This is a genomic window from Haloarcula sp. CGMCC 1.6347, assembly GCF_037078395.1.
Taxonomy (GTDB): Archaea; Halobacteriota; Halobacteria; order Halobacteriales; family Haloarculaceae; genus Haloarcula; species Haloarcula amylolytica.
In genome coordinates this window covers 1,265,049-1,284,621 of record NZ_JAYMGX010000002.1, presented here as the reverse complement: position 1 = coordinate 1,284,621, position 19,573 = coordinate 1,265,049, and the positions used below count along the sequence as shown (strand labels likewise).

Below are 19,573 nucleotides of genomic sequence, written 5' to 3'. Positions count from 1 at the left end.
TTTAACAGCCGGCCGACCCCGGTTCCGGACAGAGATGGCGACAGACATCGACGCAACCGCTCACCACTTCGGTATCATCGTCAGCGACCTGGACCGTGCCATTGAGTTCTACCGCGACGTGCTCGGACTCGACGTGCTGACGCGCTTCTCGGTCGGTGACGAGGCGTTCGGCACCGCTGTCGACATCGAGGGAGCCAGCGCCGAACTGGTCCACCTCGACGCTGGCGGCGTACGCCTGGAACTGGCGACCTACGAGCCGGAAGGCGAGGCGATGCCGGACCCGGACCTCAATCGACCGGGAGCGACCCATCCCGGGCTGGAAGTCGACGACCTCGACGCCGTCGCCGACCGACTGCCCGACGAAGTCGAAACGCTCAGCGGCCCGCAGACGACCGAGAGCGGGACGACGATCATGTTCGTCGTCGATCCAGAAGGGAACCGAATCGAGCTACTAGAGCCGTAGCGTCGGCAAAACCGCTAAAGTCGAAAAAGCGGGCCGAGACCAGTCCGTTTCAGTCCGCGCTGGCTTCGGCCTGTTCGTCCTGCAGGCTTTCGAGTGCGCCGACGACCGACTGCCGGTAGTTCTCGATTGACAACTGCTCGTACTCCTCGTCGGCCATCGCGATGTACTCGTCGGTGGCCGGGTCCTCGAGGTCGGCCTCCTTGTACCGCTTGACCCGGTCGAGCGTGCGCTCGGCCGTCTCCACGACCCAGCGGTCCCGCGTCGCCTCGTCGACCTCCGAGATAGACTCGGGGCGGATCGAGACGTTGACCTCGCCCTCGTCGGTCTCGTAGGTGCGTGGCTTGCCGACGACGGCGACGTAGGCCGGGGGCTCCAGTTCGCGCAGCATCGACGCCGCGTCGGGCTGGTACTGCCCGGCGTACATGAAGAACGTGTCGCCGTTGGGGTCGACGACCCGTCCCTGCCAGTACTCGCTGTCCTCGCCGACGTCTTCGGTCTCGGTGAGGGTCCCGACCAGGAACACGCGGTTGGCGCGCTGGCCGGTCGGCAGGAGGACGTACACCGGCGCGCGGTCGTCGTCGGATTCTTTGAACGTGTAGCTCGCGTCGTTGAACTCGCGTGCGAAGACGCGCCGTGCGACCTCGCGGGTGGGTGTACTCGCCATTTAGATCGACCTCGCTTTGATGAGAATCTCGTCTGCATCCACGGCCCCGGTCAGTCGCTCCTGCTCGTCGGCGAGCAGATAGCGGCCGAAAGTCGGGCCCCGGACGCGGTAGTACCGGCCGAGAATCTTCTGTCGCATCTCGTCGGCGACGACGGTGGTGTCGAGCGCGTCCATCGCCATCTCTTTCGCCTCTTCGAGGGCGATGCCGGTCAGTTCCTCGGTCGCCTCCTCGTCGAAGATGACCTCGGTGACCTCCTCGCCGTCGTCGAGGACGCCCTTGATGCGGAGGTCGAACTCGCCTTCGACCTCGCCGTGTTCGCTACAGCGGCCGTTCTGGAGGACGCGCGTGCAGTCGTCCTCGGGACAGCGCTTGATGAGCCCGGAGCCGGACTGGATGTCGACCAGTGCGCCCTCGGCCTCGACGCTGTCGTCGCCGACCTCGATTGCTTCGTCCAGTTCCTCGATGGTCGTCGTCCGGTTGAGCTTCACGGAGAAGCGGCCCTGGTACTCGTCGGTGACGACGTTGCGCAGGGCGTAGGACTTGCCTTCTTCGAGCGACGGGAGGTCGGACTTCGACCACTTCGTGAACTTGATCGTGCCCGTCTCGTCGCCCAGCAGGCCGACCTGGGCCACGGCGTCGGCGCGCGGCTCCCAGAGTTCGACGACCGTCGCGCGGACGTCGACCCACTCCTCGGGGGCGTCGACGTCGGCGACGTCCACCTGCTCGTTGCCGCCGCCGTCGCCGCCGCCCAGCTGGTCGCGGTCCATACCGGCCTCGTCGAGGTACGTGTTAACGACGCTTCGGCGGGCCTCGCTGATCGGGACCTGATAGTCGTTCACCAGCGTATCGAGCCGCTCGACGACGTCGTCGACGTCGATCTCTAGCTGGTCGGAAAACTGCTCGTGTATCTCTGTCGCGTGGGTACGCAAATCTGACTCAGTCATTGGCTTTCACTGTCTCCGCCTGGTTTTCGTTGGGAGACATCCGACGCTTGGTCGCCTTCGGTAATAAACACTCGCCCGGCGGAGTGAAAGTGAAGCTGCGTTCGGATGTCGTGGCCCCTGAATTGAGCTGTGAGAGCCACGCGAGAAGATTGATTTGTCGGCGGGCACAACGGTCGGTATGGCCGACGACGACCGCCTCGCACGGTTCATCCGAGATACCTTGCGGTCGGCCGAGCAGCAGCTCTCGGACGCGAAGAAGGCCTATCAGAACGGCAAGCGGTCGGCGGAGGCCGGCCTGCCCAGGGACGAGGAGGGGCGGGCCCGCATCGTCTGTCGCCGCCACGCCGAGTACCGCGCGGTGTCGATGGACGAGCAGCGCCGGCCGGTGTGTTACGACGCCGAGAACCCGGACTGTCAGGGCTGTGTCGAAGACATCAGAGACGGCACGATAGAGACGTGGTAGCCAACCGACGGCAGTGGATTCACCGGGTCGCATCTCGGTCACCAGTACAACACTTTAGCACCGGCCGGGCGAACGCCGAGTATGGAGCGACCAATCGTCGCGCTCGTCCTGGCCGGGGGAACCGGCACACGGCTGTATCCGGCGAGCCGGAGCGACCGGCCAAAGCAGTTTCTCTCGTTTGGCGAAGAGGAGTCACTGCTCGCCGAGACGGTCAGTCGGGTGGGATTCGGAGACGAGACATACGTTCTGACCCGGGAGTCATTCGCCGACGGGGTGCGTGAACGCGCCCCTAGTGCGGCAGTGCTGACCGAACCCGAGCCCAAAGACACCGGGCCGGCGCTGGCGTACGCGGCACACCGCATCCGCGAACAGGTCGGCGACTGCGTTCTGCTGTGTCTGCCGAGCGATCACCGGATTTCGGGGCCGTTCGCGGAAGTCGCACGCACGGCAGCGCGGGTCGCAGTGGAAACCGAGGGGCTCGTCACCGTCGGCATCGAGCCGGACCGGCCGGCGACCGGCTACGGCTACATCAAGCCCGGGACGTCCGAGAACGGCTTCGCGCCGGTCGAGACGTTCCACGAGAAACCCGACCGGGAGACCGCAGAGCGGTACGTCCGGGAGGGGTTCTACTGGAACGCCGGGCTGTTCGCGTGGACGCCGACGGCTTTCCTGTCTGCTGCCGCGTCCTCGCCGCTTGCACCGATGATCGAGCGGTTGGATCAAGGCGATTACGACGCCGCATTCGACGCCGTCGACCCGGTGAGCATCGACTACGCTGTGCTCGAAGACGCCGAGAACGCCTTCGTCGTCCCGGCGGCGCTGGACTGGGACGACCTGGGGTCGTGGGACGCCTTCGAGCGCATCCTCAACAAACAGGACGGAAACGCGGTGCTGGGGGAGGCGGTCACCATCGACGCCGATGGGAACGTGCTGGTGAGCGACGGGCACGTCAGCGCCGTCGGCGTCGAAGACCTCGTGGTAGCCACCTTCGACGACCGAACGCTCGTCGTCCCGAAAGACGAGGCTCAGCGCGTTCGGGAGGTCGTGTCGGAGCTACGCGATGACGAGCGATTCTGAGCGGATCGGCGGCCAGGGCTGTTAGCTCCGCATCGCGCCGCCGTCGACGGGCAGGGCCGTCCCGGTGACGTAGGAGGAGCGGGCCGACGAGAGGAACGCCACCACGTCTCCGAGTTCCTCGGGCTGGCCGACGCGCTGGAGCGGCGCGTCGGACCAGGATTCGATGCCCTCCTCGTAGGAGTCGTACTCGCCGCGCTCGACGGCCGCCTCGACGAGTTCCTCGATGCGGGGCGTCTCGTGTGCGCCGGGCAGGACCGCGTTCACGCGGACTTCCGGTGCGAACTCGCGGGCCTGCGTCTTCATCAGGCCGATGACGGCTCGACGGACAGCGTTCGAGAGCACCAGGTCGTCGATGACCTCCCGGACTGAACGGGAGGTGATGTTGACGATGGTCCCGGCCTCCGACTCCCGGAGGTAGGGGTAGGCGGTCTTGGTCGTCCAGACGGCGCTCATCACCAGCAGGTCGTACGCGCCGTACCAGTCCCGTTCCGTCGTCTCCATGAACGGTCCGGGGGCGGGGCCACCGGCGCTGGTGACGACGTGATCGAGGCCGCCGAAGCTGTCGACGGTCTCCTCGACGAGCGCCTCGATCTGGTCGGGGTCAGTGATGTCGGCCTCGACGGCCAGTACATCGCCGTCGCCGACCGATTCGAGCCGGTCCCGTGCCTCGTCGACGTGTTCGGGCGTTCGGCCACAGACGGCCACGTCGGCTCCCTCAGCGGCGAGGGCTTCGGCGCTCGCGAGTCCGAGGCCGCTCGTCGCGGCGGTACACAGCGCTGCGTTGCCATCGAGTTCGAGGTCCATGTCCGGGAGAAGTACCGACTGTCCCAAAGAAGTCCCGCTCGCAAACTGTCCCAATGACTGTCGACCGCGGACTGTCCTAGCTGCCCCAGAAGTTGTCCCGGCTCCCGAGACGCCGGCCGTCGTCGGGGTCGTCGTCCGTCTCGTCGGTCTCGGTGTCGCTCTCGTCGGTTTCGGATTCGGAGAGCTCTTCGTCCATCTCCAGTCGCTCGACCTCCTCGGCGCGGGCGTGGTTCGAGTGGACGTTGGTCACCTTGACCAGCGAGCGGGCCGGCGGGAGCACGCCGTCCACCATGATGATGAAGCCGTCCTCGGTCCGACCGACGCCGGCACCGCTCTCGTGGATGTCCTCGACGTCGACGGCGACTTCCTCGCCCATCTTGACCGGCTGGCTCTTGAGCTCCGAGATCGGCTGGTTGTAGTGATTGCACCACTCGGCGCCGCCACGGTCGCCGTAGTGGGTACAGCCCATCCCCTGGATTCGTTCGGTGAATTTGGGACAGTCGTCTGCGAGCGGACAATCGGCCATATCAGGGGATAACGTGGCCGCTGGCAAAACGCTTGCGACCCCATCTCCGCGCCGCACAGCCTGTTATTACGTTTGAGATTTTCACCGGCACACACTTTACTGCCACTCGCTGGTTGTCGCGTAGCATTCGGCAGTGCCCAGAGCTATGAGAACGCAGATGTCGGCAGGGCTGGTTTGCCTGCTTCTGGTTTGCACGTCTCCAGTCGCCCTCGGTGTCGAGTCGAGTCCACCGGCACAAATCGGCACCAGCGACAGCGATAATTCGATTGATGTCCGGTACACAGTCGACAGAGAGCCGAACCAGACCGGTCGGGTACGGGTGACCGCGACGATTGAGCGACCACGGCACGTCACTGGACTGTCAGTTCGGACGCCGGCGGAGATGACTGTGCTTCGAGCCGACGGCCTCGAGTCCGATGGCGACCGCTGGCGTCTCAGCGGCGATACGAGGACAGCACAGTTGACCTACACTGTGCCGGTCGGACTCTCGACGACGTTCGGCCAGCGGACCGCCGACACCGACAACTGGACGCTGCTGGCCAGACAGGAAGTGTCACTGCGTGCCCGCTGGCGCTGGCACGTCGGGCCGCGGCCCACGTGGAACGAGTCGCTCGCGCTCGCGCCCGGCCAGAACGGTGTCGCCGGGCGTACGGCCGCCTACATCGGTCCCCACGAGACAGAAACCAGAACAGTCGACGGGGACCGAATCACGCTCGTTGTCCCGGCGGCTTCGGACCTGCGACCCAACCGAACCGCCGTCTTGGACTCCATCAGCCACGCGAAGCGTGCCTCGACCGCCGGAGCGGACCACGACCACATCCGCGTGTTTGTCGCGCCGAACGAACTCGCACCGGGCGGGTACACCCCGTCGAACGGCGAGTCAGATGTCATCGTCAACGCCGGCGAACCCGTCCGGACACCGGTCAACGTCTGGGTCCACGAGTACCGCCACACCCGGGAGACGTTCGAGACGACACCGGCGATGGACTGGCTCAGTGAGGGGAGCGCGGACTATCACACCGCGGCACTCACCTACAGCGCGGGCGGTATCGAAAAAGACCAGTTTCATGAGAGGATTACGACCGAGCGCCACGAAACCGCTGACCTGACACAGCCCGATAGCTGGGTCGGACCGGGCGCGCAGTACCACAAGGGAACGCGTGTCGTCGCGGCTATCGACGCCCGCCTCCGGCAGGCGACCGACGGGAACCGAACGTTCGAAGCGGTCCTCGACGGGCTGACTCGGCAAGACGAGCGAATTACACTCAGGCTGTTCGCCGAGACAGTGTCGGCTGTCGCCGGGGACGACCTCGACGCGTTCGTTCGACAGGCTGTCACTGACACCGCGCCGTCGGTCCAGACCGACGCGCTCACTGATCGTGACCTGCGGCGAAGCGGCGTAGCGGATACGACCGACCGGCAGGCGAATTTCGCGCCGTCAGTCGATAGCAGCCCGGCCACAGCGACCAGCGGCGACGACGAGGGCAAGCACGGCGTCGGTACCGCACGGCCCGTCACCGACCGTCACGGGGAGTGGACCATGCTCGGGACGCTCGGCATACTGTCGGTGGTACTGGTCGATCGGCAGCGACGGCGCAAACGGCTGTAGCGCTTCGATGAGCGCTTGGCCTACTTTGAGAGCGTCGCTAGGCCACGCATCGCGTCGGAGCGCTAACGCGGCGTTCTGTGCCGAATATGTTTTTCCACAACTGTCATGCCGGCCGCTTACCTGTCACCTGACAATGGCATCACAGTCCATTTTCGAGCGGATCGGCGGCCGCGACGCGGTAGACGCGGTGGTCTCGGACTTCTACGACCGGGTACTCGACGACCCGGTACTCGACCCGTACTTCGAAGCGACCGACATGGACCAGCTCCGCAGCCACCAGGCGCAGTTCATCAGTGCCGTCGCCGGCGGACCGGTCGACTACGACGGCGATGACATGCAGACCGCCCACGAAGGCATGGGAATCACCGAAGAAGCGTTCGCCAACGTCGCGACCCACCTCGAAGCCGCGCTCCGGGAGAACGGCGTCCCCGACGACGACGTCGAAGCGATTCTCACTGAGGTCGCTGCCATGGAAGACGACATCGTAGAAGCGTAGCACCGGGGTTCGGACGCATTCAGACACAGCGCCGGAGCCGTTCGGAGACCGGAACAGCTCGGTGTCGCTGTAGGGCTGGCCCTGTGAGCAGGCACAGCCCCAGTAGTAGCAGTACCGATGGTTCACCCGTGTTGTCAAAACAATAGCTGGGTGTGAAAATGTCGCTGTTTCATACGTCTCGCCGGGAAAACCATGGTTGTGGAGGGTGTGAAACTGATACCATCCCCCCAAGTCGGGTTGCCGTGCCTCTGACAGGTCATGCGAGCCGACTAGGTATTGGCAGTAGTGCACCCTTCACTGCGACATTCTAAAGACTGGTTCTGGTGAGACATACCGGCGGTGACAGGCATTTTCAGAGCGGTCAGCCGGCAGCGAACCGTGGGGGACGCTGGAATGCGACCGATGGCGCGCTTGGTTGTTTTGAGAATGTGACTCCTCGGCGTGTAGCGTGGCTGTCTACGTTGCTTTTATTCGGAGAGCGGGATGGGGGGATTCTCACCCGAGGCCAGGCCTCACTTCGTTCGGTCTGGCGTGATTCGAATCCCCCTGCGTGCTGCGGTTCAGCACGCTTCACTATCGTTCAGCGGCTTCACGGGCACGGTGGGAACCTGAATATCGCCAATTCGCAACGTTGATTTTAGTACTCATTGTTCTCAAATATCTGGGAGGAAGTCGCTTCGCTGTTCAGCCTGTTCGCGGTCAGAACGCCGGTCGTAGTGACGGTCGAGAATATCCGTGCTGGCGTTGAGTCGGTCTTTCACGACCCGACGGGGAACATCCTCACGACGGTAGTAGGTCACTCGGCCACTGCGAACATCGTGAGGAGATCGAGCCGAAGGGCACTTACTGGCGTGGTCGATGTGCGTGGCTTCGCACTGATCGAGATCGCGGTCATGCGGGCAGTCTTCACCGCGCCAGCAGGGACGAGTGATCCGATACAGTGTCGTTCGGAAAGTGTTGCCAGCTGGTCGACCGTGCTGTGTTGTAATTAGCGGGTCACGTCCGTAATCGTCGGTCACATCATTCCGGTGGAAATCGATGTAGTCCTCGATGTACCGGGCGGTTTTCTCACTGATTCGGTTCCACCGAGTTCCTGCCTCTCGGTTCTTAAGCGGCGTGTCTGTTTCAGGACGGTGGACAAACTGTAGAGCGGGCTCAGAGAACCGCGGGTGGTCGCCTTCTAAGTCCACATCTTCGAGATCGAGGCCACGAACCGCGCCAGTTCGCGCACCGGTTTCCCAGAGCAGAGCGAGGATGATGTGGTCGCGCGTGCCAGGACGAGCTTTTTCGAGGTAATCCAGAATCTCAATTGTGCGCTCAGGGTCAAGCGTGGTCTCCGATACGTCCTCGCCGTTGGTCATCGTCGGCAGCGTCAGTTTTTCATAGAAACCCTGCGGGACAGCATCAATGTCAGCAGCAAACTGGAGGAAACGACGGAGTGTCGCCAGCTGGCCCTTGAGCGTGACTGTTTTGATAGGGTCACGACCGTCGCCCTGGCCTTCGCGTCGCCAGATCCGATACTTGTAGAGGTCCCGACCAGTGAGTTCGTTCAGGTTCTCGATGCCTTCCTCATCGCAGAACTGTACGAACGCCTGGAGACGATGCTTGTTGCTCTCCCGGGTCGACTTTGCATGTTCATCGACCATCGCATCGTGGAACATTTCCACGGCCTCATGAGGCGGGATCGGGTCAAGACCGCTCATCAGAAACCAACCTCCATACACCCGCGAACGTCGGGTTTTTCATCTGGCGATACAACTGTCGTCTTGCGGGGCAGACGCCCCGTGCTGGTTCCGTACGTCATGGTTTGCCGGGCGGAGCCACCTTCTGGGCCGTGTTCCAGCACGGCCCGGTTCTCGATGGACGAGAGCCATCAGCGGGCGGCCCGTAACTACCCTGTTACCATCTGGCTGCATAAATGTAACGAACAGATTAGTGCATCGTCTACAAACTGGAGTGTATTTTTAACATGAATTAGGTTCTTAGATATTGATGCGTTAGTTGAATGCGTAGATCTGGCTCTTGGCAAAGTGTCTGGGACGACCGTATCCTTGAATGGATGCGGGAGAACGACGGTGCAGGAACACCCAAGAAGCTCAAAGAAAGCGGTCTGATCAGAGTTTCTCAAGCCCATATCTCCCGTCGCTGTCGGACGCTTGCAGAAAACGGGTTACTGCGTGAAATCGGGAACGGTGCCTACGTTATCACTGACGAAGGAAAAGCGTACCTCGATGAAGAATACGACGCCGAAGAAGGCGTCTATATCAACGGCAATGGGCCGTCCGAGCCATCTGCAGGGTTTGACGCAGAGACAAACGACGTGTAATCACCCTCCACCATGACGATTCGAAAGACCGCCCGTTGGCAATGGAGTATCGACGACCGGATACTGGAGTATCTACGGGATAACTCAGTGTCGACAGCCGAGCAGATGGCTAGTCGTGATACAATTCATGCTACGAAAGCGCAAGTACAAGATCGGTGTTTAGTGTTGGCTGATGCGGATCTGATCGCATTTCTGACTGAGGATCAGGATTTTGTTGAGCTGACGACGGAAGGCGAGCAGTACCTGGAGGGAGAGATCGACGTGGAGTTGTATCCGTATCCGCGGCATCCGAAGGCGATGGAATAGGCCGACCCGGTGGGTGGGTCGGTGGGTTGGTCTGTAACCAGATTCAATTAATTGTCATATATATGTAAAGAATCGCTCTAGCTTGACTCACTAGCTTCGAGACCTAATTCAGCTAATCCTTCTAATTCAGATTCGAAGAGATCTGCAACCAAATTATTTCCAAAGGTCCCGACACTCATTACTGATTGAACAGAATTATTAAATTCAGTAAGGTTAAATCCCTCATCATCTGGGAATATTTTGCGTGATATTCTAAATCCCTCAAAAAATCCGTCCGTAGTTCGAACCAATTCAGTAGCAACTTCTGGATGTGAGGCTTTTTGAAAAAGATTCAGCCCAAATCGTTCCAGACTGTCGTTTTCTAATGATTCAATAATTTTTTCAGCTGCCTGCATTTCTGGAGGGAGTTCGTCATCTGAGGTCTGAACAACTAATTCAGCGTCCTCAGACTCAGAAGCTTCCAAGAGGCTTTCAGGTATATTGACATTTCTGTCATCATCTAATTCATCTTCTATTCTTCCCTCTATTTGCTCATCAGAAAGTCTAGAAGCAATAATTCGTATGAGACTGAAATCATACCTGATTAAAAATGCGTTTATGTTCGTTTGTTCAATTATATTGTATGTATCATTTCCGTGTCTACAGAGAAGGACCCAAAGCTCTCCATTATGACTGTCAACAGCTCTTGTAGATAAAACCTCGCCTCCAATATTCTCAACACATTCCCTGAGCTCGTCAATTCGTTCAGGATGTTTTTGATCAGTCATGCATCAGCCATTTCTTCCTTAAGATCAGCTACAAGATCTTGACCAGAGTCCAATAAATCGTCATCAAGAACCTTGTTAGAATCCATGCGGTGCCGTCTACCACCGGAGCCGTTGATTGTACCTAAAGAGTCAAAAAGAGAATAGGTGAATCGTTCACCGAATGTGCTTGTAGAGTAGTAAGCAGTTAGTTCGTTCTCTTTTGCATCCGCTATTCGCTTGCGGATAAGGCCCCCAGATTTTAGCTCAGAGATAGCATCAGTAAGGGTTTGGCCGTGTAACTCGTCACCGGCACCGACTCTCTCTTGAATTTCACTAAACGCCATTTCACCCTCATTGAATAAGAGCGTAAAGACTGCACGTTCTGCTTCACCACTCAATCCATCTATTGCTTCCGTCAATTCTTCTGGAAACTGGTCCAGATCTTTCCGGACATTCGTGGTAGCCATGGCACTCAATATATCTTGACCTGCGGTGTTAAATGCTTTGCACTGTTGAGCAAAAGAATAGAACCTAAATAAATGGTAGAGGATGATTTCTCTCGGAATATAGAGGATTTAGCCCGTGACGCAGAAAGGCAATCAGAGAAGGCACTGTATAAACATTTGAAGTTGCATATTTTTGGACCTTATCAAAATGATTGTTACGCATACCTGACTCAATTAAAATGGGAACTACAAGAGAAAGGGTTCGTCAAGACAGCACTATGTACCGACCGTGATGGCTCACCCCCTCCTCATCTCTCAGATGACGAGGAAGCAGGCTTTTGGCGAGAAGAAAGTTTAAGATTTATTGATGATTCTGATGTAGGAGTGTTCATTTTTTTAAATCACATATTTGAGCGGGAGAACCTGCAGACAAAAGCACGAGAGGAGGCCAAAGACGTTGGTGAGGATATGAATCCTCGAGAAATCAACATTTCTGTAGCTGGAGAATTAGAAAACTGGATCCAGACAAAACCAAATCCTCAAAACCGGACACTGATACTATTCGAAAACGGAATTTATTCAGATATAGGTTCAGTAATAAGTGGAATCCCAAATACAACTGATTTAGATTTTGAAACGGTTCCTGACGAAGACATTGATTCAGCGATTGATGAAGTTCGTCAGCGAGCGACAAACTGGGTGATGAATGAAATGCGTGATACCTTAATACACCGTGAACATGAACAGCATTAATTCAGTCATATATTATTAACTATTATATGTCGTTTAGGCCTTATTTTCAACAGTTCTAACAGCTCATCCCAATCTATATTTTTTCGAAAAGTCCAGTTCGCAGATCCCATTCCCACGGTGCAGCATCATCAGGGTCATACCCAGTAGCTTTCTCAATCCCTTCAAGACTACCGCCAAAGAGTCGATCAGTTGAATATCACCGTCAGCAGGCCACGTCTCAAAGAACTCCGCAGTCCTCTTGGCCGCTTTGTACATCACCAGTATCGAGAGACGTTTTCGCTAAGGTGTAGGTCCTTCCCAGTGTGGACAACGACAGCTTCCATGTCCACGCCGATCTTTGCGTATCGCTTCGCCAGCGGCGTGTACTGTTCAGCCACCTCTCGACGGTTCGTCCTGGCGTCGAAGTGTGTCGAACCTTCGTCGATCAGAATGGCTTTCGGTCGGTCCCGATGTTCGAGCAGCTGCACGGCGAGATCGTGAGCTGACGTGACGACAATATCCGTCTGTTCCCACGTCCGGACGTTCGAGAGTACCAGGAGGTCATCGAGATCGAGCGCCCGCAGCGTGATCAGGAGGATAGCCGTGTTGGTCTTACCCGTGTTCGGGTTGCCCGCAGCAGTGAGGAACGCCGGAGCGCCGTTGTTCTCGATCTGGTTCACCGTATTGACGCAGAAGCTCTAGGCCAACGTCTTGAGGACAAAGGTGGTGGGATTCTCACCCGAGGCCAGGCCTCACTCCGTTCAGTCTGGCGCGATTCGAATCCCCTGCGTGCTGCGGTTCAGCACGCTTCACTATCGTTCAGCGGCTTCACGGGCACGGTGGGATTCGAACCCACGACCGTCGGATATCTTCCCCCGATGGCACAGCCAGCGGAGATAGAAGTCCGACGCTCTATCCGGACTGAGCTACGTGCCCTCGCTGTCGTGTACTTCCGGTGGTGACAAAAGAAATGCGGAACGCGGTCGCCGGTTAGTCACCGTGGTCGAGGTCTTCTTCGACGTCATCAGCCGTCGTAATGGCGTTGACGTTCCCGGTCTGAATCGCGGTCAGCCCGTCCAGCTCACAGAGGGCGTCGATTTCGTCCTGCGTGGTCGAGACCAGCAGGTCGTCGAACTGGAGGCGGCGCTCGACGGTCGCGCCGGCGGCCGCCGCGGCCGCGGCGACACGCTCGGAGTCGGCGTCGTCGGCCGTTTCGAGAACCAGGTCGACAGGCTCGCCTTCGATGGGGTCCGCACGCAGACTCTCGACGGCACGGGAGACATACATCACTCGGACGAGGGACCGCCGGGGCCTTGATTGTGCTGTTCGGGGTGGTCGAAGCGGGCCTCCGCGACGGCGAAGGCCAGCGTGCTGACCAGGCCGAGCAGCGTCCCGCCGGTGAGCATCACCGCGAGGTACTCCAGGTCCCGAACCCCGAGGAAGAAGGCGCTGACGGCGTGCAATACGGCGGCAATCGACAGAACATAGAAGGGGGCGTTGAGATACCGCCAGCGGAAGCTGCCGTCGAGATACTCGTCGGTCACGCGGCCGAGGCTGGAGGTGATGCCGGCGGCGGCGAACCACTGGATCGCTCCCGAAACCAGCGACGCGATGACTTCGAGGGCGTCGGGGTCGGTCTGGCGTTCGAGTTCCTGAACGCCGCTGACGCCGCCGATGGCGAGCAGCGCGGCCGCGACGACGTAGGTGATGATCGTCACGCGACCGGCGTACAGCCCTGAAGTCACCCGTTCGACCGCTTCGTCCAGTATCTTCTCAGCGCCGAGGCCCCGGGCGAGGATGTAGAGCCCAAGCAGGCCAGAGATGACACCCAGCGCGGAGCCGGGGTAGCCCAGCGCCTCGATGGCGATTGTCAGCGGGTAGATGAGCAGGAGGATACCGAGCGGAACCAAAATTGTGCCGCGGGTCTCCGGGTCGTCGAGCACCTGCTTGATGGTGTAGTACATCGATTCGAGGTTCTGTGCCTGGCGGACGACGACGCGGCGGACGCCGTCGATGCGGACCCGCGAGCGGATGACGGGGACCACCGATTCGTCCTGTGCGCCGTCAGTGACGATGAGCGCCCGCACGTCCTCGCTGGCCGCCAGCGACGCGAGAACGGTATCGACCTCCTCGCCGACCGCCCGGTTGGCGGCGACGTCGCTTCCGTCGACACCGGTGACGGCCGCGACTTCGACCGGTTCGTCGGTGATGTCGTCGTAGATGTGGACGCCCTCGAAGAGGACGTTCACGTCGGAGTCCTCCGGGTCGTTCGAGGCCAGCGCCACCGCTGCGTCTACGACGGCATCGCGCCCGATGACTGGCGTCTCGATACCGGTCTTGCGGCCGAGGTCGTCGTCGAGGTCGATACACAGCACCAGCAGCATCTACCGGCGCTACGCCGTCTGTGTTTAACTTCTTTCGGGACCGCCTCACTCTGATTCCGGCAGCGTCCCGCGGGTCCGCCGCTCGACGAGCAGCAGTGCGGCGAGCCCGAGAATGATGAGCGTGTACGCCGCTGCGGCGGTGAGCGCGGCCTGTTCGGAGCTGTACTCACCGGTGCGGAAGATGATAGCCTTCCGGACCATCGCGATGACGCCCGTGTAGATGACCAGGCGAACGATACGTCGGGTTTCACTTTCCTGCGTGTACGCGACGACGGTCTGGTACACCTCGACGATGATGAACAGGAGGAGGGCAGTGTCGATGAAACCGACGACGACCAGCGGGTCGGTGATGTCGCCACGGAGCGCGCTCTGGAATATCTGGAGGCTCAGGTCGAACACGCCGATAGCAAAGAGGAGGACGATCACCAGTGCCGCGACGACTTCGACGTACCGAATCGCCGTCTCGCTGATTCCGAGCACCTTGTCGTCAAACGACTTCGCCGCCGGTAGCGGCCCGCCGACGGGGTCGGACTCCTCGTCGTCCATACGCACGAAACGAACGCCAGCCCATTCAAAGCAGGCCCCATCTAGCGTGGGTCCGCCGGCCGGGGCTCGTAGGACTCCGGTGTCGCGCCCAATCTGGCGACGAGCCACAGCACCGGGAGCAACAGGACGCTCCCGACGACGAAGGGCGACCAGTAGCCGACGGCGAAGTACAGTCCCCCCATGACCGGCGGGCCGACGGTCCGGGCGAGACTGCCAGCGCCCTGCGTGACGCCGAAGGCGCTCCCCTGGAGGGCCGCGCTGGCCTGCTGGGAAACCAGCGCTGTCAGCGTCACCGAGAGGATACCGTTGCCGAGCGGCAGCACTGTCAGCACGAGAAGCAAGCCAAGCAGGTCAGCAGTAAGAAACGGGACGAGATTGGTCAGGTCGGGGAGTACCGACCCGATGGGCCGCGAAATCGGGATCGCGCCGACGCCGACGACGAGCAGCCCGGTCCCGAACACCGAGAGCCGGACCGGGCTGTAGCGGGCCGAGAGCCGGCCAACGAGGACCCCCTGCGTGATGACCGCGACGACGCCGATGTAGGTCAACAGCAGCGCGCTCTGGGCCGCGGTGTAGCCGTAGATGTCGGCGACGTAGGGGACGAACATCACCTGCACGCCGGAGAAGGCGAAAGAGACGAGAAAGAAGGCCACGAGCAGGGGACGGAGACCCGGCGTCGCCACCGCCGTGCGGAGTTGCGTAACCGCAGACGTACGTTCCGTCGTGTCCGTGGACGTGGACGCTCTTCTGGACTCGGGGAGAAAGAGGAGTGCGACGAACACGCCACCCAGGCTCGCGGCCGCGGCGGCGAAGCTCGGGAGCGAAAACCGGGTTATCGGGACGGCCGCCGGCAAAAGGCCGTCGACGGCGGTAACCGTGGCGTCGAAGCTCAACACCGCGCCGATACCGGGGCCGAAGATGAAGCCGAGGCCGAACGCGGCCCCGATGAACCCCAGGGCCGCGGCCCGCCGCTCCGGCGGCGTCACGTCGGCGACGTAGGCCTGTGCCGTCGAGAGGTTCCCGCCCATCGCGCCGGCCAGCATCCGGGACAGAAACAGGAGCCACAGCGCGTCGGCCAGCCCAAACACCGTCCACGCGACGACGGAGCCACACAGCGACACCACCAGCACCGGGCGGCGACCGACGCGGTCCGACAGCGAGCCAAGCAGCGGTGCGAAGACGAACTGCATCGCGGAGTAGGACGCCGCGAGCAGTCCGATGACGAACTCCGTGCCGCCCGGGAACGTGCGCGTGTAGTACGGCAGAATGGGGATGATGATACCGAACCCCAGCAGGTCCAGAAAGACCACGAAGAAGACGACCGCGAGGCCGCGACGGCGGCGGGATCCGGTGATTCCGGTCCCGGTGTCTGTCATACCACCGTCTGCGTCGGGGAGCGGGATAAGAGCCAGGGAGGCCAGGACAGTCAGGGGGACGACCCATGCCGTCCCGTCCCACGCCAGAACCGATGCGCACGCTTTTTCCCGCTGGGCGGAGTGGCTAGAGACAATGATTTCCGAGGGCTGCGAACAGTGCGCCAAAGGCGGCAAGATGGTGCTGTTCGTCTACGGCTACTGCGACCAGCGAGACTGCTTCTACTGTCCCCTCGGGGAAAACCGCAAGAACGTCACCCAGATGTACGCCAACGAGCGTCCCGTCGAGGACGACTCGGACGTCATCGAGGAGGCCAAGCGCATGAGCGCGCTCGGCACATCGATCACCGGCGGCGAACCCCAAGAAGTGCTCGACCGGACCTGTCACTATCTGGAACTGCTGAAAGACGAGTTCGGCGAGGATCACCACACGCACCTCTACACCGGCATCCCCGGCGGCCGCGAGAACATGCGCCGCCTCTCGGAAGCGGGTCTCGACGAGATCCGCTTCCACCCGCCCCTGGAGCAGTGGGGTGACCTCCACGGGACCGAGTGGGAGGACATCCTCTACATCGCCCGCGAGGAGGGGCTGACCCCCGCCTTCGAGATTCCCGGCATCCGCGCGGAGGAGGAGTTCCTCGAATTCCTCGACGAGGGCGCGGCCGACTTCTGTAACATCAACGAGTTCGAGATGTCCGACGGGAACTACCGCCGGATGCAGGAGGAGGGCTTCGAACTGAAGGAAGACCACATGAGCGCTGTCGAGGGCTCCCACGACATCCTGGAGAAGATGGGCGACCACGAGAAGGTGTACTTCTGTACGAGCGTGTTCAAAGACGCCGCCCAGCACCGCTCACGGCTCAAGCGGATGGCCCGCAACATCCGCCGGCCCTTCGACGACGTGACTGACGACGGCACGCTCGTCTACGGGAAGGCGTGGACCTCCGAAGCACGACTCGAAACCCTCGGCGTCCCCGAGGAGTACTACACAGTCAAATCCGAGCACGTCGAACTCGCCTGGTGGCTGCTCGAAGAGATGGTCGAAGAGGGCGACGTCGAGAAGGGCGAAATCGTCGAGCAGTACCCGACGTACGACGGGACGGTTGTCGAGCGGACGCCGCTGTCGGCTTCGAATCCGCAGTCGGAGCAGTCGGCGGTGGGGGACTGAGTCGTTCTGGACGCGAACGAGCGAAGCGAGTGAGACGTCCGGTTTTTTAGCGTAGATTTTTCGAGGAGTGGTTCCCGCAGTGAGCGGAGCGAGCGAGGAAACCCGACGATGAAAAAGGTACTCGCGGCAGTACCCGACGTACGACGGGACGGTTGTCGAGCGGACGCCGCTGTCCAACGGTGCTGACGCTGGACGAGCGACGGCCGACGACTGAGACCCGGGTTCCGTTTTTCTGCCCGGTTTCTGCATCACACAGGCCTGTACTCTCCAGCCGTGGCTTTATTTATCAGCTAAGAGAAATGCCAGTGACCCTCCATGCGCCTGGCTATCGACAGCGGCAAACTCCTGTACGCACTCGGTGTCCTGTTCGCCGCGGCGGCGCTGCTGTATTTCGTCCGGGACGTCGTGTTCAATCTCTCGATAACGGTGAAAGCGGCGCTGCTGTTGCTGGGCTTTATTGCGTTCTTCGTAGCAGGTGTGGCCGTCGAACGGGACGTGCTTGACGTCGTCGCCTTCGCTCTCAGTGGCGTGACCTACGTCGTGTTCGCCGGCTACGTCGTCGTCCGGTATTCGCCGGGTGAAACTGGCACGTTCCTGTTGCTCGCCGCGTCCGCGGGGCTGTTCGTTGGCCTCGGCTACGCGCTCCGAGCGGGGATTCCGACACCGTCGCGGCAAACAGCGGCAGTCGCCCTCGGCGGCCTCCTCGTCGTGAGCGTCCTGCTCGTGGGAGCCGACGCGCTCAGTGGCGGGGTGACCTACGACGTGCAGACAAACGAGTCGGTCACCGTGTCGGTCCCAGAGCCGGAGAACCCGGACAGGTACCCGTACATCGAGGCGGAGATCGGAGCCGTTACCGCATCGAACCCGTCACCGTTCCTGCGAGCGCTAGACCTCCCCTCGCTTTCGGGCTGTCTGGTCGGGCCGACAGACCACCCGCAGGACAGCGTGTACGTGGACACCGACATCCAGTGGGACGAAGACACCATCGGCGCTTCGACGACGAAGTCCTACGCCGTCACCGCCGAGTTACCGATTGACCCGAACCGGACGGAGTCAAAAACGTACGCCGTCGAGCGAGACATCGACTGCAGCGCGGAGCGCTCCGAGCCGACGATAGCGATTCAGGTCGACGAAGGCGACACGTTAGACTGACTACTCCAGTTCCGTGAGACATTCCTGACAGTAAGTGGCGTCTTGCATGTTCGGCGTGCCGCAGGTGCTACAGGTCACGACCGACATATTGGTCTCAGACAGCGGCGACACCTCAGCATCGGTGAGCGCGTCGACCGGCCAGTCGGGTCCAGTCGCCGACTGGTCCCGCATCTCGGCGCGCTGGTGGGCCTGCTGGATGAGTTCGTCGTCACGCATCGCTTCGAGGCCGCGCCACAGTCCCAGAAACAGCAGCGTCGGCGCGACGATGACGAACAGGCCAATGATGACGCGCAACGCCAGTTCCACCTGGCCGGGTGGCATACAGTCACAATGGGCTGAAGCGTCGAGTATCCTTCGCCGCATCCGTCGGCTCGCGGGCCGTCAGGCCGCGTCGACGCCTTCTTGCCCCGCCTCGCTGAAGACAGGGTATGAGTGGCCCTATCGTGGCAGTCGGTGGCGGACTCGCCGTGGTCTTGCTCCTCGGGTTGAGCGCGTTCTTTTCGAGCTCGGAGATCGCAGTGTTCTCGCTACAGAAGGACTGGATAGCACAGCAGGCGGCGACGGGCGACCGACAGGCCCAGGTGCTGGAAGAGCTGTACGACAACCCACACCGCCTGCTGGTGACACTGCTGGTCGGCAACAACATCGTCAACATCGCGATTTCGAGCATCATCACCGTTCTCGTCGCGAGCTATCTCTCCCCAGGGCCGGCGGTCGTCGCGACCACGGTCGTCACTAGTTTCCTCATCCTGATTTTCGGCGAGATCGTGCCGAAGGCGTTCGGCCTCGGCAACGCGCAAGAATGGGCCCTGACCGTCGCATCGCCGGTCCGGATCGTCGAGCGCGTGCTCTCCCCGCTTATCACGTTGTTCGACGGAATTACCAGTCGCATAAACGCCCTCATCCCCGTCGAGACGGACATCGAGAAGCCGTATCTGGACTGACCGTCAGTACTGGTACAGCGAAACGACGAACGGGAGCTTGTTGTACATCCAGATCGCCAGCGGGAGGCCGATGATCGTCACCGACAGCGCGTACGCGACGCCGGTCCAGACGCCGCTGGCCCACCAGCCGACGAAGACGAACCAGACGGCGCGGACGAGCAGCGAGTGTTGCGAGCCACCGTCGGTCTCTGTGACGAGTCGGTCGCGCCGCTTGAGCGTCAGCACGAGCGGTACCCTGTTTATCATCTTGATGCCCAGCGGGATGCCGATGATCGTGACGTTCAGTAGCCACGCGACCGAGAGCCAGATGCCAGTGACCCACCAGCCGACGAGCAGAAACCACACCGCCCGAACGAGGAGGGACCGCTGTTCACTCATACAGGAGCTACCATACCTGCCGGCA

Annotated in this window: 26 protein-coding genes and 1 tRNA gene; 11 read left to right on the top strand and 16 right to left on the bottom strand. The window is 61.1% G+C overall.

The window, feature by feature from the left end; genetic code table 11:
• The first annotated feature begins 34 nt into the window (after positions 1-34).
• Positions 35-463, top strand: a complete 429-nt coding sequence (locus VI340_RS15065; protein ID WP_008307157.1) for a VOC family protein — start codon at positions 35-37, stop codon at positions 461-463.
• A gap of 49 nt (positions 464-512) precedes the next feature.
• On the opposite strand, the gene VI340_RS15060 is transcribed toward VI340_RS15065, so the two are convergent.
• On the bottom strand, positions 513-1,127 hold the full coding sequence (locus VI340_RS15060; protein WP_004590293.1) for an RPA family protein: 615 nt from the start codon (positions 1,125-1,127) through the stop codon (positions 513-515).
• On the bottom strand, positions 1,128-2,072 hold the full coding sequence (locus VI340_RS15055) for a replication factor A (protein ID WP_008307158.1): 945 nt from the start codon (positions 2,070-2,072) through the stop codon (positions 1,128-1,130).
• 178 nt (positions 2,073-2,250) lie between these two features.
• Here VI340_RS15055 and VI340_RS15050 point away from each other — a divergent pair, with 178 nt between their 5' ends.
• Complete coding sequence (locus tag VI340_RS15050) at positions 2,251-2,535, top strand: DUF7091 family protein (RefSeq protein ID WP_008307159.1); 285 nt, start codon at positions 2,251-2,253, stop codon at positions 2,533-2,535.
• Positions 2,536-2,616: 81 nt separating this feature from the next.
• Positions 2,617-3,612, top strand: a complete 996-nt coding sequence (locus VI340_RS15045; protein WP_336358653.1) for a mannose-1-phosphate guanylyltransferase — start codon at positions 2,617-2,619, stop codon at positions 3,610-3,612.
• A 21-nt stretch (positions 3,613-3,633) separates the two neighbouring features.
• Here the strand turns inward: VI340_RS15045 and VI340_RS15040 are convergent, their stop codons facing one another.
• Both VI340_RS15040 and VI340_RS15035 read right to left on the bottom strand, forming a co-directional pair.
• Complete coding sequence (locus VI340_RS15040) at positions 3,634-4,416, bottom strand: SDR family oxidoreductase (protein ID WP_008307161.1); 783 nt, start codon at positions 4,414-4,416, stop codon at positions 3,634-3,636.
• Between the two features lie 76 nt (positions 4,417-4,492).
• Entirely contained in the window at positions 4,493-4,942 is a 450-nt protein-coding gene (locus tag VI340_RS15035; RefSeq protein ID WP_050037309.1) for a TRAM domain-containing protein, read from the bottom strand.
• A 145-nt stretch (positions 4,943-5,087) separates the two neighbouring features.
• Between VI340_RS15035 and VI340_RS15030 the strand changes: the two genes are divergently transcribed.
• Together VI340_RS15030 and VI340_RS15025 are read left to right on the top strand one after the other, a co-directional pair.
• Positions 5,088-6,551, top strand: a complete 1,464-nt coding sequence (locus VI340_RS15030) for a hypothetical protein (RefSeq protein ID WP_336358652.1) — start codon at positions 5,088-5,090, stop codon at positions 6,549-6,551.
• Between the two features lie 133 nt (positions 6,552-6,684).
• Positions 6,685-7,047 (top strand): group I truncated hemoglobin, encoded by a 363-nt coding sequence (locus tag VI340_RS15025; RefSeq protein ID WP_050037307.1) that lies wholly within the window; start codon positions 6,685-6,687, stop codon positions 7,045-7,047.
• A 653-nt stretch (positions 7,048-7,700) separates the two neighbouring features.
• On the opposite strand, the gene VI340_RS15020 is transcribed toward VI340_RS15025, so the two are convergent.
• Entirely contained in the window at positions 7,701-8,750 is a 1,050-nt protein-coding gene (locus VI340_RS15020; protein ID WP_336358651.1) for a tyrosine-type recombinase/integrase, read from the bottom strand.
• 302 nt (positions 8,751-9,052) lie between these two features.
• Here VI340_RS15020 and VI340_RS15015 point away from each other — a divergent pair, with 302 nt between their 5' ends.
• Both VI340_RS15015 and VI340_RS15010 read left to right on the top strand, forming a co-directional pair.
• The gene (locus VI340_RS15015) at positions 9,053-9,373 is read left to right on the top strand and encodes an ArsR family transcriptional regulator (RefSeq protein ID WP_442905126.1); all 321 of its coding nucleotides are present in this window, start codon (positions 9,053-9,055) and stop codon (positions 9,371-9,373) included.
• Between the two features lie 12 nt (positions 9,374-9,385).
• Positions 9,386-9,679 (top strand): hypothetical protein, encoded by a 294-nt coding sequence (locus VI340_RS15010; RefSeq protein WP_336358649.1) that lies wholly within the window; start codon positions 9,386-9,388, stop codon positions 9,677-9,679.
• A gap of 77 nt (positions 9,680-9,756) precedes the next feature.
• Here the strand turns inward: VI340_RS15010 and VI340_RS15005 are convergent, their stop codons facing one another.
• The gene (locus VI340_RS15005; protein WP_336358648.1) at positions 9,757-10,446 is read right to left on the bottom strand and encodes a hypothetical protein; all 690 of its coding nucleotides are present in this window, start codon (positions 10,444-10,446) and stop codon (positions 9,757-9,759) included.
• On the bottom strand, positions 10,443-10,892 hold the full coding sequence (locus VI340_RS15000; RefSeq protein WP_336358647.1) for a hypothetical protein: 450 nt from the start codon (positions 10,890-10,892) through the stop codon (positions 10,443-10,445). The genes VI340_RS15005 and VI340_RS15000 overlap by 4 nt, the downstream gene beginning before the upstream one ends.
• 72 nt (positions 10,893-10,964) lie before the next feature.
• Here VI340_RS15000 and VI340_RS14995 point away from each other — a divergent pair, with 72 nt between their 5' ends.
• Positions 10,965-11,624, top strand: coding sequence for a hypothetical protein (locus VI340_RS14995; protein WP_336358646.1), 660 nt, complete (start codon positions 10,965-10,967; stop codon positions 11,622-11,624).
• A gap of 63 nt (positions 11,625-11,687) precedes the next feature.
• Here the strand turns inward: VI340_RS14995 and VI340_RS14990 are convergent, their stop codons facing one another.
• From VI340_RS14990 to VI340_RS14960, 7 genes are all read right to left on the bottom strand, one after another.
• The gene (locus VI340_RS14990; RefSeq protein ID WP_336358645.1) at positions 11,688-11,879 is read right to left on the bottom strand and encodes a hypothetical protein; all 192 of its coding nucleotides are present in this window, start codon (positions 11,877-11,879) and stop codon (positions 11,688-11,690) included.
• Complete coding sequence (locus tag VI340_RS14985) at positions 11,879-12,283, bottom strand: hypothetical protein (protein WP_336358644.1); 405 nt, start codon at positions 12,281-12,283, stop codon at positions 11,879-11,881. Before VI340_RS14985 ends, VI340_RS14990 begins: the two co-directional genes overlap by 1 nt.
• 151 nt (positions 12,284-12,434) lie before the next feature.
• Positions 12,435-12,539, bottom strand: a tRNA-Arg gene (locus VI340_RS14980).
• Positions 12,540-12,593: 54 nt separating this feature from the next.
• A complete protein-coding gene (locus VI340_RS14975) occupies positions 12,594-12,890 on the bottom strand; it encodes a hypothetical protein (RefSeq protein WP_008307165.1) in 297 nt (98 codons plus the stop codon).
• Positions 12,890-13,987 carry a DUF373 family protein gene (locus VI340_RS14970; protein WP_008307166.1) on the bottom strand — a complete coding sequence of 366 codons (1,098 nt, stop codon included), beginning with the start codon at positions 13,985-13,987 and terminating at the stop codon, positions 12,890-12,892. The genes VI340_RS14975 and VI340_RS14970 overlap by 1 nt, the downstream gene beginning before the upstream one ends.
• A gap of 45 nt (positions 13,988-14,032) precedes the next feature.
• On the bottom strand, positions 14,033-14,533 hold the full coding sequence (locus VI340_RS14965) for a phosphate-starvation-inducible PsiE family protein (protein ID WP_008307167.1): 501 nt from the start codon (positions 14,531-14,533) through the stop codon (positions 14,033-14,035).
• Positions 14,534-14,574: 41 nt separating this feature from the next.
• Positions 14,575-15,909 carry an MFS transporter gene (locus VI340_RS14960; protein WP_008307168.1) on the bottom strand — a complete coding sequence of 445 codons (1,335 nt, stop codon included), beginning with the start codon at positions 15,907-15,909 and terminating at the stop codon, positions 14,575-14,577.
• Between the two features lie 133 nt (positions 15,910-16,042).
• Here VI340_RS14960 and VI340_RS14955 point away from each other — a divergent pair, with 133 nt between their 5' ends.
• Complete coding sequence (locus VI340_RS14955) at positions 16,043-17,074, top strand: radical SAM protein (protein WP_008307169.1); 1,032 nt, start codon at positions 16,043-16,045, stop codon at positions 17,072-17,074.
• A gap of 315 nt (positions 17,075-17,389) precedes the next feature.
• Positions 17,390-18,226, top strand: coding sequence for a DUF1109 domain-containing protein (locus tag VI340_RS14950; RefSeq protein ID WP_336358643.1), 837 nt, complete (start codon positions 17,390-17,392; stop codon positions 18,224-18,226).
• Here the strand turns inward: VI340_RS14950 and VI340_RS14945 are convergent, their stop codons facing one another.
• Positions 18,227-18,547: a DUF7577 domain-containing protein gene (locus VI340_RS14945; protein ID WP_336358642.1), complete on the bottom strand. Its 321-nt coding sequence runs from the start codon at positions 18,545-18,547 to the stop codon at positions 18,227-18,229.
• Positions 18,548-18,654: 107 nt separating this feature from the next.
• On the opposite strand from VI340_RS14945, the gene VI340_RS14940 reads away from it, so the two are divergent.
• Positions 18,655-19,170 (top strand): CNNM domain-containing protein, encoded by a 516-nt coding sequence (locus tag VI340_RS14940; RefSeq protein ID WP_008307172.1) that lies wholly within the window; start codon positions 18,655-18,657, stop codon positions 19,168-19,170.
• Positions 19,171-19,173: 3 nt separating this feature from the next.
• Here the strand turns inward: VI340_RS14940 and VI340_RS14935 are convergent, their stop codons facing one another.
• A complete protein-coding gene (locus VI340_RS14935) occupies positions 19,174-19,548 on the bottom strand; it encodes a YccF domain-containing protein (protein ID WP_008307173.1) in 375 nt (124 codons plus the stop codon).
• Positions 19,549-19,573 lie beyond the last annotated feature (25 nt).

What these genes read in the sequence shown, in the direction of transcription:
- VI340_RS15040 (WP_008307161.1), bottom strand. Translation starts at nt 4,416, where the DNA reads ATGGACCTCGAACTCGATGGCAACGCAGCGCTGTGTACCGCCGCGACG.
- VI340_RS14945 (WP_336358642.1), bottom strand. Translation starts at nt 18,547, where the DNA reads ATGCCACCCGGCCAGGTGGAACTGGCGTTGCGCGTCATCATTGGCCTG.
- VI340_RS14975 (WP_008307165.1), bottom strand. Translation starts at nt 12,890, where the DNA reads ATGTATGTCTCCCGTGCCGTCGAGAGTCTGCGTGCGGACCCCATCGAA.
- VI340_RS15055 (WP_008307158.1), bottom strand. Translation starts at nt 2,072, where the DNA reads ATGACTGAGTCAGATTTGCGTACCCACGCGACAGAGATACACGAGCAG.
- VI340_RS15065 (WP_008307157.1), top strand. Translation starts at nt 35, where the DNA reads ATGGCGACAGACATCGACGCAACCGCTCACCACTTCGGTATCATCGTC.
- VI340_RS14935 (WP_008307173.1), bottom strand. Translation starts at nt 19,548, where the DNA reads ATGAGTGAACAGCGGTCCCTCCTCGTTCGGGCGGTGTGGTTTCTGCTC.
- VI340_RS15035 (WP_050037309.1), bottom strand. Translation starts at nt 4,942, where the DNA reads ATGGCCGATTGTCCGCTCGCAGACGACTGTCCCAAATTCACCGAACGA.
- VI340_RS15000 (WP_336358647.1), bottom strand. Translation starts at nt 10,892, where the DNA reads ATGGCTACCACGAATGTCCGGAAAGATCTGGACCAGTTTCCAGAAGAA.
- VI340_RS14970 (WP_008307166.1), bottom strand. Translation starts at nt 13,987, where the DNA reads ATGCTGCTGGTGCTGTGTATCGACCTCGACGACGACCTCGGCCGCAAG.
- VI340_RS15050 (WP_008307159.1), top strand. Translation starts at nt 2,251, where the DNA reads ATGGCCGACGACGACCGCCTCGCACGGTTCATCCGAGATACCTTGCGG.
- VI340_RS15030 (WP_336358652.1), top strand. Translation starts at nt 5,088, where the DNA reads ATGAGAACGCAGATGTCGGCAGGGCTGGTTTGCCTGCTTCTGGTTTGC.
- VI340_RS15010 (WP_336358649.1), top strand. Translation starts at nt 9,386, where the DNA reads ATGACGATTCGAAAGACCGCCCGTTGGCAATGGAGTATCGACGACCGG.
- VI340_RS14960 (WP_008307168.1), bottom strand. Translation starts at nt 15,909, where the DNA reads ATGACAGACACCGGGACCGGAATCACCGGATCCCGCCGCCGTCGCGGC.
- VI340_RS14955 (WP_008307169.1), top strand. Translation starts at nt 16,043, where the DNA reads ATGATTTCCGAGGGCTGCGAACAGTGCGCCAAAGGCGGCAAGATGGTG.
- VI340_RS14940 (WP_008307172.1), top strand. Translation starts at nt 18,655, where the DNA reads ATGAGTGGCCCTATCGTGGCAGTCGGTGGCGGACTCGCCGTGGTCTTG.
- VI340_RS14950 (WP_336358643.1), top strand. Translation starts at nt 17,390, where the DNA reads ATGCGCCTGGCTATCGACAGCGGCAAACTCCTGTACGCACTCGGTGTC.
- VI340_RS15045 (WP_336358653.1), top strand. Translation starts at nt 2,617, where the DNA reads ATGGAGCGACCAATCGTCGCGCTCGTCCTGGCCGGGGGAACCGGCACA.
- VI340_RS15015 (WP_442905126.1), top strand. Translation starts at nt 9,053, where the DNA reads ATGCGTAGATCTGGCTCTTGGCAAAGTGTCTGGGACGACCGTATCCTT.
- VI340_RS15005 (WP_336358648.1), bottom strand. Translation starts at nt 10,446, where the DNA reads ATGACTGATCAAAAACATCCTGAACGAATTGACGAGCTCAGGGAATGT.
- VI340_RS14990 (WP_336358645.1), bottom strand. Translation starts at nt 11,879, where the DNA reads ATGTACAAAGCGGCCAAGAGGACTGCGGAGTTCTTTGAGACGTGGCCT.
- VI340_RS14995 (WP_336358646.1), top strand. Translation starts at nt 10,965, where the DNA reads ATGGTAGAGGATGATTTCTCTCGGAATATAGAGGATTTAGCCCGTGAC.
- VI340_RS15060 (WP_004590293.1), bottom strand. Translation starts at nt 1,127, where the DNA reads ATGGCGAGTACACCCACCCGCGAGGTCGCACGGCGCGTCTTCGCACGC.
- VI340_RS15025 (WP_050037307.1), top strand. Translation starts at nt 6,685, where the DNA reads ATGGCATCACAGTCCATTTTCGAGCGGATCGGCGGCCGCGACGCGGTA.
- VI340_RS14965 (WP_008307167.1), bottom strand. Translation starts at nt 14,533, where the DNA reads ATGGACGACGAGGAGTCCGACCCCGTCGGCGGGCCGCTACCGGCGGCG.
- VI340_RS15020 (WP_336358651.1), bottom strand. Translation starts at nt 8,750, where the DNA reads ATGAGCGGTCTTGACCCGATCCCGCCTCATGAGGCCGTGGAAATGTTC.